A 16,374-nucleotide genomic window follows, 5' to 3' on the forward strand; every position below is an offset into this window, starting at 1 on the left:
GGCGGCCTCGCTCGTGGATCAAGCAGCCTTTGCACGTCCGGAGGCGCGTTGCCAAGCGTCGACGAGACGCTGGAAGCGGGCCGCCATGTCGCCGATCGCCGCCTCGTCGGAAATCTCGCCCTTGAGCCAGCGCCGCGCGGCATCGTTGAAGATCGTGCGGCCGACGGCGAAACCCTTGACCTGCGGCTCGCTCGCGGCGGCCGCGAAGGCGGCCTCAAGCTCGTCCTCCGGCGCTTCGAGGCCGAGCAGGACGATGCCCCGGCAATAGGGGTCGTTTGCGGAAATCGCCTTGCCGATGGCGCCCCAGGCGGCGGCATCCCGCTGCGGCTCAAGCTTCCACCAATCGGGCTTGATGCCGAGGTCGTAGAGGCGCTGCAGCACGCGGGGGATGGTGTCGGAGGTCAGGGGGCCGTTCTTGCCGGCGATGATCTCGACCAGCAGCTCGCGTCCGACGCGGCGGGCGGCGTCGTAGAGGCGAAGAAGCTCGCGTTCCTGGCGCTCCTTCATCTCCGGCGGATCGTCCGGATGATAGAAGCACAGGCACTTGATGGTGTGACCCACCGGCCATTCGATGAGCTGCGCCCCGAGGCTGCCGCTGTTCTCGAAGTCGAGCGGGCGCGAACCGGGCAGTTCCACGGGACGGCCGATCCAGAAGGGATGGTCGGCTGCCCGGAACAAAGCCTCGCGGCCATAGGTCCCGTCGATCAGCATGCCGAAGCCGGGGCGGCCGTTCGCCACCCGTGCAGCCGCCTGGACGGCCAGCACCTTGAAGTCCGGTATGCGGTCGATGGAGGCGCCCAGTTCCTTCGCCATCGCCTCCAGCTGGATGCGATGGTCGATGGCGAGCGCCATCAGGGTCTCGGAGCCGGGGCGGCGCGTGGTGGCCCAGTGGATATGGTTGATGCCCTCGTCGAAGCGCAGCGCCTTGTGGCGGCTGCCGTTCTTCAGGAAGTACTGCAGCTCCGGGAAGGTGGGGATCTCGGGTGAACACAGGAGGCGCGAGACCGCGAAGGCGCCGCTCGCATTGGCATAGGCGCAGCAGGTCTCCAGGGCTTCGCCCCTGAGCCAGCCGCGCAGGAAGCCGGAGAGGAAGGCGTCGCCGGCGCCGAGAACGTTGTAGACCTCGACCGGGAAGCCGGGGCCCTTCACGCCCTCGTCGAGGGAGGAGGGGATCTCGCCCGGAAACACGACGCAGCCCATGGGACCACGCTTGCACACGATGGTGGCTTTCGAGGCCGCGCGGATGGCGCGAATGGCCGCCAGAGTGTCCTCGGAGCCGCCGGCGATATGCAGCTCCTCTTCCGTGCCCACGATGAGATCGCAGTCGCCCAGGATAGGCTTGAGGTGTTCGGTCACGGCGTCCGAGCGCACATAGCGCGACTCGCCGGCGCCGTGGCCGAGCAGGCCCCAGAGGTTCGGGCGGTAATCCACGTCGAACACCACCTTCCGGCCGTTCGCCTTGGCGATGCGGATCGCCTTCTTCTGCGCGGCGGCGGTGGTCTCGCGGGAGAAATGGGTGCCGGTGACGACGATGGCGGCGGCGGACGCGATGAAGCCCTCGTCGATGTCGTCCTCGGACAGGGCCATGTCGGCGCAGTTGTCGCGATAGAAGATGAGCGGGAACGAATCCTCGTCGCGCACGCCGAGGATCACGAGGGCCGTCAGGCGCTGCCTGTCGGTGACGATCCCGTCGGTCGCGACGCCCTCGCGCTCCATCTGCTCGCGGATGAAGTGGCCCATGGCCTCGTCGCCGACGCGGGTCACGAGGCCGGACTTGAGCCCGAGCCGGGCGGTGCCGATGGCGATGTTGGCGGGGCAGCCGCCCACGGCCTTCGAGAAGGAGGCCATGTCCTCCAGGCGTCCGCCGACCTGCTGGCCGTAGAGGTCGACCGAGGAGCGGCCGATGGTGATGACATCCAGGGTCGGCTTCATGCTATCCCTCCCGCTTCCCGAACCGGTTTCGTCGTCCGGTTCAAGCCTTTTTCACGGCTCTTGCAGCTATGGAACGTTTATTCTATTAGCAGTTTGAGCTGGAACATCAATTCCAATTTTGCCTGTGAGCCGGCAAAAGACACCGGGGGGACTATGATCAGGATCGCCGTTTTGGGCGCCGGCCGCATCGGCCGCATTCATGGGCGCAACGCCGCCAACCACGTGGACGCCCGCCTCGTCGCGGTCGCCGATCCGCACGCTCCCTCCGCGCAGGAGCTTGCGGCCGCCACGGGAGCGGAGGTCGCCTCCCTGGATGAGATCGTGGAGCGCTCCGACGTGGACGCCATTCTCGTGTGCACGCCCACCACGACCCATGCCGATCTCATCGAGCGCGGCGCCCGCGCCGGCAAGGCCGTGTTCTGCGAGAAGCCGGTCGATCTCTCCAGCGCCCGCATCGAGACCTGCCTGAGCACGGTCGAGAAAGCGGGAACGCCGCTGATGATCGGCTTCAACCGGCGCTTCGACCCGAACTTCGCCAGCCTGCGCCGCCGCCTTGCGGACGGCGAGGTGGGCGAGGTCGAGATCGTGACGATCCTGTCCCGCGATCCGGGTCCCCCGCCGGTGAGCTACATCGCCACCTCGGGCGGCCTGTTCCGGGACATGATGATCCACGACCTCGACATGGCCCGCTTTCTTCTTCTCGGGGACGAGCCGGTGGAGGTGCACGCGGTGGGCTCGTCCCTCGTCGATCCAGCCATCGGCGAGGCGGGCGACGTGGACACGGCCGCCGTCACCCTCAAGACCGCCAAGGGGCGGATCGTGCAGATCTCGAATTCCCGCCGCGCCACCTACGGCTACGACCAGCGCATCGAGGTCCACGGCTCGAAGGGCATGATCCGTGCGGGCAACATCCATCGCACCACCGTGGAGGTGGCGAATGCGTCCGGCATCACCGTGGATCCGGTCCAGGACTTCTTCCTCGAGCGCTATGCCGACGCCTACCGGGCCGAGCTCGATGCCTTCCTGACGGCGGTGAAGGCCGGCACGGCCTGCAACCCGACCGGCCATGACGGGCTCATGGCACAGCGCCTTGCGGATGCCGCAACCGAGTCGGCGCAGAGCGGCAGGCCCGTGAAGCTCTGAGAACCGTCTCAAACCGCGTTCGAGGGCCGGGCTCGTCCCGGCCTTTTCTTTTGGCGCGCGTGATCGAGCGTCAGATCTCCGCCCGCCGCTCCGCGGTGCCGACGGCGAGGGCCATCGCGAGGGCGAAAGAGGCGGACAGGGAGCGGAAGGCGCCGAAATCCGCCTCCGCGACCTCGAGCCAGACATCCGCGCTCGTGACCAGCGGACTGAAGGCCGAATCCGTGATCGCGACCACCGGAATGTCGCGCCGGGCCGCCGCCGCGGCGAGGTCCGCCGTCACGGGCGAATAAGGGGTGAAGCTGATCGCCAGCACCGCATCCCGCTCCGTGGCGGTGCCCAGCTGTTCCGGCCCGAGTTGGGCGATGTGGTCGATCAGGATCGCACGCACGCCGAGTTTGCCGAAGGCATAGGCGCAGTAGGCGGCGACGGGAAAGACCCGGCGCGCGCCGAGCAGATAGATCGTATCCGCCTTCGCCAGGGTCTCGATGGCACGGGAGAATTCCTCCGGGCGCACCGACTCGCGCATGCGGCCGAGCGAGACGGCCGCCGCATCCGCAAACCCTTCGAGAAGAGAGGCCGATTGGACGTGGCTGCCCTCGCTGTCGCGCAGAACGCGCAGGCGCTCGCGATAGTCGGGAAAGCGCTCTCTCAGGCGGGCGCGGAAGATCTGCTGCAGATGTGAAAAGCCGTCATAGCCGAGGCTTTTGGCGAAGCGGACCAGGGTCGAGGGCTGCACGCCCGCATGTTCGGCGATGCCCGCCACCGTCCCGAAAGCCACTTCCTCGGGATGCGACAGGGCGAAGGCGGCAAGCTGCTTCAACCGCTTGGGCATGGTGTCCCTGCGGCTGAGCAGAAGGGTCCTCAGGCCTTCGTAATCCTCAGGAGTCGCGTCCGTGATCGATTCCGAATCCGCCCCCATGGCTGTCCTGATCCCCAAGTGCTCTACCGCTGCGCGAATGGGAGCTTGACACCGATCCCGGAAAAATGGAATAAAAATTCTAAAGATATAAACAAAAGGTCCGGGCGTTCCGTTTTGGGCGAGCCGGGCCGGCAGAGGAGACGCCAAAAAGACGGGTGATTCGGGTTCGAATCATTTGTTTTCCTTCTGCCGAACTCCATCGCGCGGCTTCCAGGCCGTAGCGTTCGTCGCGACCGGTCACCGGGAGCGATGCTCGAGAGAAGACCCTTTTGGGAGGAAACACATGAAGGCATTCGTCACAGGTCTGGCTGCCGCGGCAGCTCTCACCCTCGCCACGGCGGCTCCGGTCGCGGCCCAGCAGAATTCCCGCATCATCGTGGTCAGCCACGGCCAGGCCAACGACCCGTTCTGGTCGGTGGTGAAGAACGGCGTGTCCGCCGCCGGCGAGGACATGAAGGTGCAGGTCGATTACCGGGCGCCGGAAACCTTCGACATGGTCGCCATGAGCCAGCTCATCGACGCGGCCGTCAACCAGAGGCCCGCCGGTCTCGTCGTCTCGATCCCGGATGCGTCCGCTCTCGGCCCGTCGATCCAGAAGGCGGTCGCGGCCGGAATTCCCGTGATCTCCATGAACTCAGGCTCCGACGTTTCCAAGAAGCTCGGCGCGCAGCTCCATGTGGGCCAGGACGAGGCCGATGCGGGCCGCATCGCCGGCGAGAGGCTCAAGGAGATGGGCGGCAAGACGGCCCTCTGCGTCAACCACGAGGTCGGCAACGTCTCCCTCGACCTGCGCTGCGAAGGCTTCAAGAAGGGCTTCGGCGGCAAGGTGACGGTGCTCCCGGTCTCCAACGATCCCGCCGACATTCGCGCCAAGGTGAAGGCTGCGCTCGCGTCCGACACCTCCGTCGACACCATCCTGGCGCTCGGCGCCTCGCTCGCCGGTGAGCCGACCGTGGCGGCCGTCAAGGAAGCCGGCAAGGGAGGCTCCGTGAAGGTCGCCTCGTTCGACCTGTCGCCCAACTTCCTGAAGGCCGTTTCGGCAGGCGACGCAGCCTTCGCCATCGACCAGCAGCAATATCTCCAGGGTTACCTGCCGGTGGCCTTCCTGGCCCTCAACGCGAAGTACGGCCTCATCCCGGGCGGCAACGTCCCGTCCGGTCCGAACCTGATCACGAAGGAAAAGGCCGATCAGGTGATCGAGCTGTCCGCCAAGGGCATCCGCTAAGCCTCGTCCGGGCCCGCGACCACAGGGATCGCGGGCCCTTCTTTTTCTGAATCTGCTCGGGAGGCCCCTATGGTGGATGTCAGCCAGCCTACCGCACCCATGACCTCGCCGGTGGGCGGGGTCTCAGCCAGACCGGCTCGCGACGAGCGCCTGAAGGAGGCGTCCTTCGTCACGAAGGCCATGCGTCGCCCCGAACTGGGAGCGCTGGCCGGTCTCGTCCTCGTGACGATCTTCTTCCTGTCGACCGCCGATCCGTCGATGTTCACCCTCGCGGGACTGATGAACATCCTCTCGCCCGCGGCCCAGCTCGGCATCCTGGCCATTGCCGCGGCGATGCTGATGATCGGCGGCGAGTTCGATCTTTCCATCGGTTCGATGGTGGCTTTCGCCGGCCTCGTCTTCGGATCCTTCGTGATCATCACGGATTGGCCGCTCCTGCTGGCGATCCCCGCGACCCTGATCGTGGCCGGGCTGCTCGGCGGCGTGAACGGGCAGATCGTCATCCGGACGAAACTGCCGTCCTTCATCGTCACCCTGGCCTTCCTCTTCATCCTGCGCGGGCTGTCCCTCGTGGGCCTCAAATGGGCGACCGGCGGCTCGACGCAGATGCGCGGCATCGGTGCCGAGGCCGGCGAGAGCTACGTGCGGGAAATCTTTTCCGGCGTCGCCTTCGAGGGCGTGTTCTCCTGGCTTGCGGCGCAGGATCTCATCGCGAAATTCCCCAACGGAATGCCGACGGTCACCGGCGTTCCTGTGTCGATCATCTGGTTCGTGGTCTTTGCCGCCGCGGCCACCTGGATCCTGCTGCGCACCCGGGTCGGCAACTGGATCTTCGCCGCGGGCGGCGATCCGAACGCGGCCCGCAACTCGGGCGTGCCGGTCGACCGGGTGAAGACCGGGCTCTTCATGCTGACGGCCTGCGCGGCTGCCCTGGTGGCGATCCTGACCGTGCTCGATGCGGGCTCGACCGATGCCCGGCGCGGATTCCAGAAGGAGTTCGAGGCGATCATCGCCGCGGTCATCGGCGGCTGCCTGCTCACCGGCGGCTACGGCTCGGCCATCGGCGCCTTCTTCGGCGCCATCATCTTCGGCATGGTGTCCATCGGCCTCACCTATACCCGCTTCGACTCGGACTGGTTCCAGGTATTCCTGGGCGCCATGCTGCTCCTCGCCGTGCTGTTCAACAACTTCATCCGCCGGAAAGTGACGGGAGAGCGCTGACATGACGACGAATGCTCCTCTCATCGACATCCGCAACGTCGTGAAGCATTTCGGCTCCGTGATCGCCCTTTCGGGCGTATCGCTCACGGTCAATCGCGGCGAGGTGATGTGCCTCCTGGGCGACAACGGGGCCGGCAAGTCCACCCTCATCAAGACCCTGGCCGGCGTTCACCAGCCGACCAGCGGCGAGTTCCTCGTCGATGGACGGCACGTGACCTTCACGAGCCCCCGCGACGCGCTCGATGCGGGCATCGCGACCGTCTACCAGGATCTCGCGATGATCCCGCTGATGTCGGTCACGCGCAACTTCTTCATGGGGCGCGAGCCCGTGAAGGGCATGTGGCCGTTCCGGTACGTGGATTTCGACCATTGCAACGAGGTCACGCAGGAGGAGATGCACAAGATCGGCATCGACGTGCGCGACCCCAACCAGGCGGTCGGCACGCTCTCGGGCGGCGAGCGCCAATGCGTCGCCATCGCCCGCGCGGTTTATTTCGGCGCCAAGGTGCTGATCCTGGACGAGCCGACCTCCGCGCTTGGCGTGGCGCAGACCTCCATGGTGCTCAAATACATCCATCAGGTCCGGCAGAAGGGCCTCGGCGTCATCTTCATCACGCACAATGTGCGCCATGCCTATGCGGTCGGAGACCGGTTCACCGTGCTCAACCGCGGCAAGACGCTGGGCACCTATGCCAAATCCGAAATCCAGATCGACGAGCTGCAGAACCTCATGGCGGGCGGCAAGGAGCTGCAGGTGCTGTCGAGCGATCTCGGCGGGATGGTGTGAGGTGATCAAGCTTGAGCGATCATCAACATGAGGCGAGTGTTGTGTACTGCTGAGATCGGCTCGCTCCTGTGGTGGGTATTCGCTTTAGCAGTGACGAATCTGTTCACCCTCAATTTGCCCTATCTGGCAAGGAGCGCGGACTACCAGGGTTGTGCTCTAATCATCGATATGATTGCGTATGTCGAATGCAGGCTGTCTTGGGGTGGGCAGCTTTTGGGCAGTCTTCTGACATGGGCCGCACTTTGGACGGAAGCTGCAGGGGTTCTCATGGACCTGTCATCGATCCCAATCCTGATCCCTCTGGCACTGATCTGGATCGCATCGGTCCTGCTCGCATCAGCTTCCTTGTTTCGCATATTTTTTGGCATGGCCAGAACCTATCTGGGCAAAAATCCATGATGACGCTCTAGCGGATCAGCCGCCTCCAAGGCGGTGCCCCATCAGCCTTAGACCTGTAAGGAGAAGAGTATGCAATCTCTCGGCATCGGCCTCATCGGCACGGGCTATATGGGCAAGTGCCATGCGCTCGCCTGGAACGCGGTGGCCTCCGTGTTCGGAGATGTGCCTCGCCCGCGCCTCGCGGTGCTGGCGGAAACGTCTCAGGATCTGGCCGAGAGAAAGGCGCGCGAGCTCGGATTCGACCGTGCGACCGGCGACTGGCGCACCCTCGTGTCCGATCCGGCCGTCGATGTGGTGTCCATCACCACACCGAACGCCTTCCACCCGGACATGGCCATCGCGGCGCTGGAAGCCGGCAAGCATATCTGGTGCGAGAAGCCCATGGCGACGAAGCTCGCGGATGCGGAGCGGATGCTCGCCGCCGCCCGCGCCTCCGGCAAGGTCGCGGCGCTCGGCTACAACTATATCCAGAACCCGATCATCCGCCTGATCCGGCGCCTGCTGGACGAGGGGCGGATCGGCGAGGTCAACCATGTGCGCCTCGAGATGGACGAGGACTTCATGGCGGATCCGGAGGAGTTCTTCTCCTGGAAGAGCGAGGCCACCTCCGGCCATGGGGCGCTCGACGATTTCGGCGTCCATGCGCTGAGCCTGATCTGGACGCTGTTCGGCGGCGTCCGCCGCGTCTGCGGCCACATGGCGAAGCCCTATGCGGACCGGCCCGTGCAGGGCGGCGGCCGGCGCGCGGTCGAGACCTGCGACATCGCAACCACCTTGATCGAGCTGGAGAACGGCGCGTCGGGCCTCATCGCGCTCAACCGCTCGGCCTGGGGCCGGAAAGGCCGCATTTTCGTGCAGCTCTTCGGATCGAAAGGCACCGTCGTCTACGACCAGGAGCGCATGAACGAGGTGCAGCTCTACACCACGGACGGCGAGAAGCAGACCCAGGGGTTCCGCACCATCCTCACCGCGCCGCACCACCCGCCCTACGACAAGTTCATCCCGGCTCCGGGTCATGGCCTCGGCTTCAACGAGCTGAAGATCATCGAATGCCGCCAGCTCATCGGCCGCATCAGGGGCGAGGCTGCGACGCTGATCGAATTCGAGGACGGCATCCGGATCGAGCGGACCGTGGACGCCGTCGCCCGCAGCGCCCATTCGGGGCAGTGGGTCGAGGTCTCGTCGAGCGAGGCGAAGCAGGCCGCTTAGGCGGCGTGCTCCTTCATGACCTCCAGAAAGGCCTCGGCATAGCGGTCGAGCTTCGCCTGGCCGACGCCGTGGATCTCGCTGAAGGCGCGCACGGAGGTCGGGCGCTTGGCCGCCATGTCGATCAGGCTGCGGTCGGAAAAGATCACATAGGCCGGCACGCCCTCCTCCTTCGCAAGGCGCGTGCGGAGCGCCTTGAGTTCGAGCAGGAGCGGATCGTCCGTCGGCACGACGGATTGCGCTTCCATCCGTGAGCGGCGGCGCCGGCGCTCGCTCGGCTTCATCAGGACATCCGAGCGCAGCTCGATGGATTCCTGGCCCTTCAGCACGGCCACGCCCTTGTCCGTGATCGTCCAGCGTCCGTATTCCGCCAGTTCCAGCCCCACCAGGCCGGCGGCGTAGATCTGCCGCAGCAGGGAGCGCCACTCGGTCTTCGAGCGGTCGCTGCCGACGCCGAAGGTTTTCAGCTTGTCGTGCCCGAAGCGGCGGATCGAATCCGTGTCCTCGCCGACGAGAATGCTGATGAGGTGTTCGGTGCCGAAGCGCTCGCCCGTGCGCACGATGGCGGAGAGGAGCTTCTGCGCCTCGATGGTGCCGTCGAAGGACATGACGCCGTCGATGCACAGATCGCAATTGCCGCAGGGCTCCGTCGTCTCCCCGAAATAGGCCAGCAGCGTCTGACGGCGGCAGCGGGGAGCCTCGCACAGAGCCACGAGGGCATTGAGCCTCTGGCGCTCGACCCGCTTCTGCTCGTCGGGGGCATCGCTGTCCTCGATCTGCAGGCGGCGCAGGCGCATGTCGTCGAGGCCGTAGAGGGTGAGCGTATCGGCCGGTGCGCCGTCACGGCCGGCGCGGCCGATCTCCTGGTAATAGGCCTCGATGGATTTCGGCAGGGCCGCGTGGGCGACGAAGCGCACGTCGGGCTTGTCGATGCCCATGCCGAAGGCGACGGTCGCCACCATCACCACCCCGTCTTCCTGCAGGAAGATGTCCTGGTTCTTGGCCCGTTCCGCCTGCGCCATGCCGGCATGATAGGGCAGGGCGCGGTAGCCGGCCTGATTGAGCGAATCCGACAGCTTCTCCGTGGCGTCCCGGGACGAGCAATAGACGATGCCGCTTTCGTGCCGGTGCTTGTCGAGAAAGGAGAAGAGCTGGCGCCGCGAATGCTCCTTCGCCTGCATGGCGAGGCGCAGGTTCGGCCGGTCGAAGCCATGGATGAAGATGCGCGGCTCGCTCTCGAAGAGGCGGTGCATGATGTCGCCGCGCGTCGCCACGTCGGCGGTGGCCGTAAGCGCGATGGTCTGCACTCCGCCGAGGCGCCGGCGGACCTCGCCCAGAAGCGCGTATTCGGGGCGGAAGTCGTGACCCCATTGCGACACGCAGTGGGCCTCGTCGATGGCGAGGAGGTTCACCCCCGCCCGCGCCAGCCATTCGGTGGCGCCCGTATTGGCGAGGCGCTCGGGCGAGGCATAGAGCAGGCGCATACGCCCGTCGCGAATCGCATCGACCACGCGCCGGTTCTCGGCCTGGTCGTTGGCGGAGTTGAGGCTTCCGGCCTCGATTCCGAAATGGCGCAGGGCCTCCACCTGGTCGCGCATGAGGGCGATCAGGGGCGATACCACGACGGTCAGGCCGTTCCGGACGAGGGTCGGCAGCTGGTAGCAAAGGGACTTGCCGGCACCTGTGGGCATGACGGCCAGCACGTCCTCGCCGTCCAGAACGGCGCGCACGATCTCTTCCTGCCCTTCGCGGAAGGACGGGAAGCCGAAGACGTCGTGGAGAATCTTGAGCGGGTCGGTCACGGCTGCCGTGTGGCCGAGGAGGGACTCCGCGTCAATGCGGCATCGGGAATCTCGAGGTGCGCGAGCGCCCCCCGCGCGGCCGCGATGCCCGTGGCGAAGGTCGCCTGCAGGAGGTAGCCGCCGGTGGGGGCCTCCCAGTCCAGCATCTCGCCGGCCACGAACACGCCGGGTTTCTTGCGCAGCATCAGGTGCTCGTCCACCTCCCCGAAGGGGATGCCGCCCGCGCTGGAGATCGCTCTTTCCAGGGACTTCGTCCCGGTCAAGGCCAAGGGCACGGCCTTGATGAGGCGGGCCAGGTCCTCCGCCCTTTCCGGAAGGGCAGGGCGCGCCTCCCGAAGCAGCGCGACCCCGACGGGAGAAAGACCGGCGGCCTTGCGCAGGAAGGTGGAGGCGGACTGGCCCCTGCGCGGAGCCTCGAGCCGCGCGGCCAGAGCCTCGGCAGGGAGATCGGGTCGCAGATCGACCGTCAGGGTGGCGTGACCTTGCTTCTCGATGGCGTCTCGCAGCCTTGCCGACAGGGCATAAACCGCCCCGCCTTCGATCCCCTCGGCGGTCACGACCGCCTCTCCGCGGACGGTGACGTCCCCGAACGTCAGGGCGATTCGCTTCAGGGGCTCTCCCTCGAAGCGGGAGCGCATCACCTCGGACCAGGCAAGGGTGAAGCCCATATTGGCCGGGCGCAGGGGCATCACGGCGATACCGGCCGCCTCCAGGGGAGAGGTCCAGGCGCCGTCCGAGCCCAGCCGCGGCCAGCTTGCGCCGCCAAGGGCCAGAACCGTCGCGTCCGGGGTCACCCGAAGGGTCTCGCCGGCCGGATCGGTGAAGACAAGGCGGCCCACCTCGTCCCATCCCTGCCAGCGGTGGCGCAGGGCCAGACGCACGCCGAGCGCGTCGAGGCGCGAGAGCCAGGCGCGCAGAAGGGGGGAGGCCTTGAAAGCCTTGGGAAACACCCGTCCGCTCGAGCCCACGAAGGTTTCCTGCCCCAGGCCCTTGCACCAGGCCCGCAGATCCTCCGGACCGAATGCCTCGAGCAGCGGCCGCAGATGGGGCTGCGCTTCGGCATAGCGCGCCGCGAACCGCTCGAAATCCTCGCTGTGGGTCAGATTGAGGCCGCCCCGGCCGGCCATGAGGAATTTGCGGCCCACCGAAGGCATCTGGTCGTAGACCGTCGCCGAGACGCCCGACTGCCCCAGGACCTCCGCTGCGATCAGGCCGGCAGGGCCGCCGCCGATCACGGCGACTTGGGGAGGGGACGGCAGGGACATGCGATCAGCTGACGCGGCAGGAGCTCGAAGGAGGGTTCTGGACCCTCGGCCGGCAGCATGGCATGCAGCGGCGTCGGATCGGGCGGCCATATTTCTTGCACATGACCGCCATAGGCATTTTTTTCAAGGGGAGCGGCGGCGAACGCCGCCTCGAGGGGATTTCGATGAGGACAGTTTCCTTTTGCATCCTGGCCGCTCTGGCGCTCGCCGGATGTGCGAGCGATGCCGGTCTCACGCAAAATCACGCGGTCCTTGCAAGCTCGACGACCGATGCGGCAGAGGCGGCCTCCCTCATCTCCGCCTATCGGGTTTCCCGCGGCCTGAGCCCGGTTACCGTGGATCCGCGCATGAACGAGGCGGCGGAATACCAGGCGCGGGTCGTGGCCGCTGCGGGCAAGCTGAGCCATGGCAGCTTCGGCAGCCGGATGGAGAAGTTCGGCATCATGGGCTATGCGGCGGAAAACCTCTCGGCCGGCTCCGCCTCCGTCGACCGGGCGGTGAGCCGCTGGAAGGCCTCGCCCTCCCACAACACCAATCTTCTGATGCCTCAGGCCCGCCGGATCGGCCTGGCCCGCGCCGACGCCAAGGGCGGCTACGGCCGCTATTGGGCTCTCGTTCTTGGGCAGTAGGAACGGACGGCACAAAGGGTTAGGCTGCGCGTTAGAGGGAAGGTTCCTCTCTTCGCGCACCCCATGACCCATCAACAAATGCTCGCTTTCGCCGTCGTCGCCGGGATGATGGCGCTCTTCGTGTGGGGCCGCTTCCGCTACGACGTCGTCGCGGCTTTGTCGCTGCTCGTTGCCGTGCTGGTCGGCATCGTGCCGGCGGACCGGGCCTTTTCCGGCTTCAGCGACGACATCGTCTTCATCGTGGCGAGCGCTCTTCTCGTGAGTGCCGCCGTCGCCAAGTCGGGGGTTCTCGAAGCGGCTCTCAACCGGATCGGCCCCTATCTGCGCACCACCCAAATCCAGATCATCGTGCTCGTGGGCGTGGTGACGGTGCTGTCGGCCTTCGTGAAGAACATCGGCGCCCTGGCGATGATGATCCCGGTCGCCTTCCAGATCGCCCGGCGCAGCAATACCGCCCCATCCTGCTTCCTGATGCCGATGGCCTTCGGGTCTCTGCTCGGGGGCATCGTGACCCTTGTCGGCACCTCTCCGAACATCATCGTGTCGCGGGTCAGGGGCGATTTGCTGGGCCAGCCCTTCGAGATGTTCGACTTCGCCCCGGTCGGCCTCGGCATCGCGGCCGCCGGGGTCGCCTTCCTGGCCTTCGGATACCGGCTCCTGCCGAAGGGGCGCAAGGGCACGGCCTCCCTGGACGAGGCGCTCAACATCAAGAACTACATCACCGAGGCGCGCGTGGCGTCCGATTCCGACATCATCGGGCAGACGGTCGCGGATCTCCGTAAGATGGCCAACGACGAAGTGAAGGTGGCGGCGATCATCCGCAACGAGACCCGCAGCTCCAGCCCGCTGCCCGACGCGACCTTTCGCGAGAACGATCTGCTCATGCTCGAAGGCGAGCCGGACGCGCTGGAAAGCACCGTCGCGCGGGCCGGTCTGAAGCTGACCCACGAGCACCGTCAGCCCGAGACGGAGGAGGCGACCGATGAGATCGGCGTCATCGAGGCCGTGGTCGGGCCGAATTCCGTGCTGACGGGCATTTCCGCGGAGCGCATCGCCCTCTACGAACGCTTCCGCGTCAACCTGATCGCCGTCAGCCGCAGCGGCCAGCGCTTCACGGAGCGGCTGCGCACCATCAGCCTGCGCCCGGGCGACGTGATCGTGCTTCAGGGCAATCTGAAGAGGCTGCCGGATACCCTGAAGGAGCTCGGCTGCCTGCCGCTCGCGGAACGCGACATCCGCCTCGGCAGCGCACGCAGGAGCCTCTTGCCCATCGCCATCCTCGCGGCCGCCATGGTGCTCGTGGCCTTCGACCTGCTTCCCGTCGCCATCGCGTTCTTCGGAGCAGCCGTTCTCCTCGTCCTGTTCGGGTCGCTGACCCTGCGCGAGGCTTACGAGAACATCGACTGGCCGATCATCGTCATGCTGGGAGCGCTCATTCCCGTCAGCGAGGCGATCCGCACCACGGGCGGTACCGAACTCATCGCCGCATGGTTGTCGTCCGCCGCCAACATGCTGCCGCCGACCGGCGCACTCGTGCTCATCATGGTCGCGGCCATGGCCGTCACGCCCTTCCTCAACAATGCCGCGACCGTGCTGGTGATGGCGCCGATCGCGGCGAGTTTCGCGGCCCAACTCGGGTTCAAGCCCGATGCCTTCCTGATGGCCGTCGCCATCGGAGCGGCCTGCGATTTCCTGACGCCCATCGGGCACCAGTGCAACACTCTCGTCATGGGACCGGGGGGCTATCGATTCGGCGATTACTGGCGCCTGGGCCTGCCGCTCTCCATCCTCGTCGTGGTCGTCGGCATCCCGCTGATCATGGTGGTCTGGCCCCTTCGGTGAGGAACGGAGCCATGACCCACCCGTTGACCCCTCAATCCAACAAAGGGAGTTGAGTCATGACGCGAGGCCCCGGCCCCTACGATCCTCAGCCGAGCCCCCAGAGCCCGAATCAGAATCCCGTGCCTCCGGGCCATACCCCGACGGAGGTGCCCATACAGGAGCCGACGGAGATCCCGGCCACCGATCCCGGACGCCCCCCGGATACGCCGATGACGCCGCCGCAGCCGGGCGACCAGCCAGGGCCCGTGGCCTGATCCCTCGGCAAGACAAAAGCCCGGAACGACGTTCCGGGCTTTTCCATTCGGGGGCCGGCAGGCTCTATCGGAGAGCCGCCGTGAGCAGGAGGGTGGTCCCCGCCGCCGACGAGGCGACGGCCACGATCATGGCCCAGCAATGCAGGCGATCGCGCTCTTCCTGGTTCAGGAGCGGGCGGATCCGCGATTCCGAGCGCCCGAAGATGAAGCTGGTGTTGCGTGCCGGCCGGGGCGGCGTGGGCATGACGCAGAAACCCGCCCGCCCGGTGGATCGAAACCGCTCTTCGCGGGAAGGGCGCGTCAGGAACGAGCGGTCGTCGGAGGGGTGCAGGCCCATGGCTGTCACGGTGTCTGATGAACGTGTCATGGCGCCAACCTGAACCGAAGCCGTGAACGCGAAGTAAAACTGATCCGAAGCCCGGTTTTTGCGTAAACCAATCCTTTCGCGGTTGCGAATTGTTCATGATTTATGGCCGGTTAATAGATGTGGAAGCCGTTCGTTTCCATGGTTCTCGGGCGGCTCTTCTCATCGAGATCCCGATGTCGTCCGAGCCACGGTCACGGAGAGCTCTTCCGCGCGATCACAGGAAACGGGTCGAAGAGCGGGGCATGATATGGCATTGCCTTGGTGGAACATTGCGGACCCGCACCATGATTCCATCCCCGATCCAGAAGACCATGAGCGCGTCCGACTGGGCGCTGTTGATCATCCTCTCCATCGTGTGGGGAGGCTCCTTTCTCTTCATCGGCGTGGCGGTCAAGGAACTGCCCCCGCTCACGATCGTGGCCAGCCGGGTCTGCCTGGGAGCCGCCACCCTGTACATGGTCCTGAGACTCATGGGTCTTGCCCTGCCGCGTGGGCGGGAGGTCTGGACGGCCTTCTTCGGGATGGGGATCCTCAACAACGTGATTCCCATGGTGCTGATCGTGTGGGGACAGAATCACATCGCCAGCGGCCTGGCCTCGATCCTCAACGCGACGACACCCCTCTTCACCGTGCTCGTCGCCCATGTCCTGACCAAGGACGAGCGTCTGACGCGGCAGCGCCTTGCCGGCGTTCTGGTCGGTTTCCTGGGGGTGGCCGTCATGATCGGCGCGGCCGCCTTCCAATCCTGGGGCATGAGCATTCCGGCCCAGATGGCCGTGCTGGCCGCCGCCCTGTCCTACGCCTTTGCCGGCGTGTTCGGGCGCAGGTTCAGGGCCATGGGAATCCCGCCCCTGGCAACCGCGGCCGGACAGGTCACGGCATCGAGCGCGATTCTCCTGCCCCTCGCCATGATCGTGGACCGTCCCTGGTCCCTGCCGACGCCGAGCCTCCACGTGGCGATGGCCCTGGCCGGATTGGCGCTGGTTTCCACCGCCTTCGCCTATATCCTCTTCTTCCGGCTGCTGGCCCGGGCGGGCGCCACCAATGTCGGGCTCGTCACCCTTCTCATTCCCGTCAGCGCCATCCTGTTCGGCGTTCTCCTTCTCGGCGAGACGCTGGAGGCGAGGCACATGGCCGGAATGGCGTTGATCGCCGCCGGCCTCGTCCTGATCGACGGGCGGCTGCCATCCGTGCTCGCGCACGCGCTCTGGCCGCGACGACCGGCCCCGCAGGGGCAGGGCTGAGCGGGATTCGGGCGGCAAGTTCCTGTAGCGATGGGGCTTTCCGTGCCGAAGGGGCGGCCTGTTGATGAAGCATGGCTGCCATCCCATCTCTGTCATTAGGGATCGGTCTCGCCTTGTGATAAGGTGCCCCTAGTTTCGA

At 66.4% G+C, this 16,374-nt stretch carries 14 protein-coding genes; 9 read left to right on the forward strand and 5 right to left on the reverse strand.

All coding sequences use genetic code 11. The features are described from left to right. Window positions 1-18: 18 nt before the first annotated feature. Window positions 19-1,932 carry a bifunctional 5-dehydro-2-deoxygluconokinase/5-dehydro-2-deoxyphosphogluconate aldolase gene (locus LGR44_RS07465; protein ID WP_226738918.1) on the reverse strand — a complete coding sequence of 638 codons (1,914 nt, stop codon included), beginning with the start codon at window positions 1,930-1,932 and terminating at the stop codon, window positions 19-21. A gap of 153 nt (window positions 1,933-2,085) precedes the next feature. Between LGR44_RS07465 and iolG the strand changes: the two genes are divergently transcribed. Continuing rightward, window positions 2,086-3,075, forward strand: a complete 990-nt coding sequence (iolG, locus tag LGR44_RS07470) for an inositol 2-dehydrogenase (RefSeq protein WP_226738920.1) — start codon at window positions 2,086-2,088, stop codon at window positions 3,073-3,075. Between the two features lie 70 nt (window positions 3,076-3,145). Here iolG and LGR44_RS07475 read toward each other — a convergent pair whose 3' ends face one another. Further along, on the reverse strand, window positions 3,146-3,994 hold the full coding sequence (locus tag LGR44_RS07475; RefSeq protein ID WP_226738922.1) for a MurR/RpiR family transcriptional regulator: 849 nt from the start codon (window positions 3,992-3,994) through the stop codon (window positions 3,146-3,148). A gap of 283 nt (window positions 3,995-4,277) precedes the next feature. Here LGR44_RS07475 and LGR44_RS07480 point away from each other — a divergent pair, with 283 nt between their 5' ends. From LGR44_RS07480 to LGR44_RS07495, 4 genes are all read left to right on the forward strand, one after another. After that, a complete protein-coding gene (locus LGR44_RS07480) occupies window positions 4,278-5,219 on the forward strand; it encodes a sugar ABC transporter substrate-binding protein (RefSeq protein WP_226738924.1) in 942 nt (313 codons plus the stop codon). Window positions 5,220-5,318: 99 nt separating this feature from the next. Beyond that, a complete protein-coding gene (locus LGR44_RS07485) occupies window positions 5,319-6,440 on the forward strand; it encodes an ABC transporter permease (RefSeq protein WP_226739251.1) in 1,122 nt (373 codons plus the stop codon). A 1-nt stretch (window position 6,441) separates the two neighbouring features. After that, window positions 6,442-7,227: an ATP-binding cassette domain-containing protein gene (locus tag LGR44_RS07490; RefSeq protein ID WP_226738926.1), complete on the forward strand. Its 786-nt coding sequence runs from the start codon at window positions 6,442-6,444 to the stop codon at window positions 7,225-7,227. A gap of 468 nt (window positions 7,228-7,695) precedes the next feature. Continuing rightward, complete coding sequence (locus LGR44_RS07495) at window positions 7,696-8,835, forward strand: Gfo/Idh/MocA family protein (protein ID WP_226738928.1); 1,140 nt, start codon at window positions 7,696-7,698, stop codon at window positions 8,833-8,835. Here the strand turns inward: LGR44_RS07495 and recQ are convergent. Both recQ and LGR44_RS07505 read right to left on the reverse strand, forming a co-directional pair. Further along, window positions 8,832-10,634 (reverse strand): DNA helicase RecQ, encoded by a 1,803-nt coding sequence (gene recQ, locus LGR44_RS07500; RefSeq protein WP_226738930.1) that lies wholly within the window; start codon window positions 10,632-10,634, stop codon window positions 8,832-8,834. The genes LGR44_RS07495 and recQ overlap by 4 nt on opposite strands. Beyond that, entirely contained in the window at window positions 10,631-11,899 is a 1,269-nt protein-coding gene (locus LGR44_RS07505) for a BaiN/RdsA family NAD(P)/FAD-dependent oxidoreductase (protein WP_226738932.1), read from the reverse strand. The genes recQ and LGR44_RS07505 overlap by 4 nt, the downstream gene beginning before the upstream one ends. Before the next feature lie 164 nt (window positions 11,900-12,063). On the opposite strand from LGR44_RS07505, the gene LGR44_RS07510 reads away from it, so the two are divergent. From LGR44_RS07510 to LGR44_RS07520, 3 genes are all read left to right on the forward strand, one after another. After that, window positions 12,064-12,528 carry a CAP domain-containing protein gene (locus LGR44_RS07510; protein WP_226738933.1) on the forward strand — a complete coding sequence of 155 codons (465 nt, stop codon included), beginning with the start codon at window positions 12,064-12,066 and terminating at the stop codon, window positions 12,526-12,528. Window positions 12,529-12,591: 63 nt separating this feature from the next. After that, entirely contained in the window at window positions 12,592-14,370 is a 1,779-nt protein-coding gene (locus LGR44_RS07515) for an SLC13 family permease (protein WP_226738934.1), read from the forward strand. 56 nt (window positions 14,371-14,426) lie between these two features. Beyond that, window positions 14,427-14,624 carry a hypothetical protein gene (locus LGR44_RS07520; RefSeq protein ID WP_226738935.1) on the forward strand — a complete coding sequence of 66 codons (198 nt, stop codon included), beginning with the start codon at window positions 14,427-14,429 and terminating at the stop codon, window positions 14,622-14,624. Window positions 14,625-14,688: 64 nt separating this feature from the next. Here the strand turns inward: LGR44_RS07520 and LGR44_RS07525 are convergent, their stop codons facing one another. Continuing rightward, window positions 14,689-14,991 carry a hypothetical protein gene (locus LGR44_RS07525; protein WP_226738936.1) on the reverse strand — a complete coding sequence of 101 codons (303 nt, stop codon included), beginning with the start codon at window positions 14,989-14,991 and terminating at the stop codon, window positions 14,689-14,691. A gap of 284 nt (window positions 14,992-15,275) precedes the next feature. Between LGR44_RS07525 and LGR44_RS07530 the strand changes: the two genes are divergently transcribed. Next, window positions 15,276-16,235: a DMT family transporter gene (locus LGR44_RS07530; protein ID WP_226738937.1), complete on the forward strand. Its 960-nt coding sequence runs from the start codon at window positions 15,276-15,278 to the stop codon at window positions 16,233-16,235. Window positions 16,236-16,374: the final 139 nt, after the last annotated feature.

Source organism: Microvirga lenta (genome assembly GCF_020532555.1).
GTDB classification, from domain to species: domain Bacteria; phylum Pseudomonadota; class Alphaproteobacteria; order Rhizobiales; family Beijerinckiaceae; genus Microvirga; species Microvirga lenta.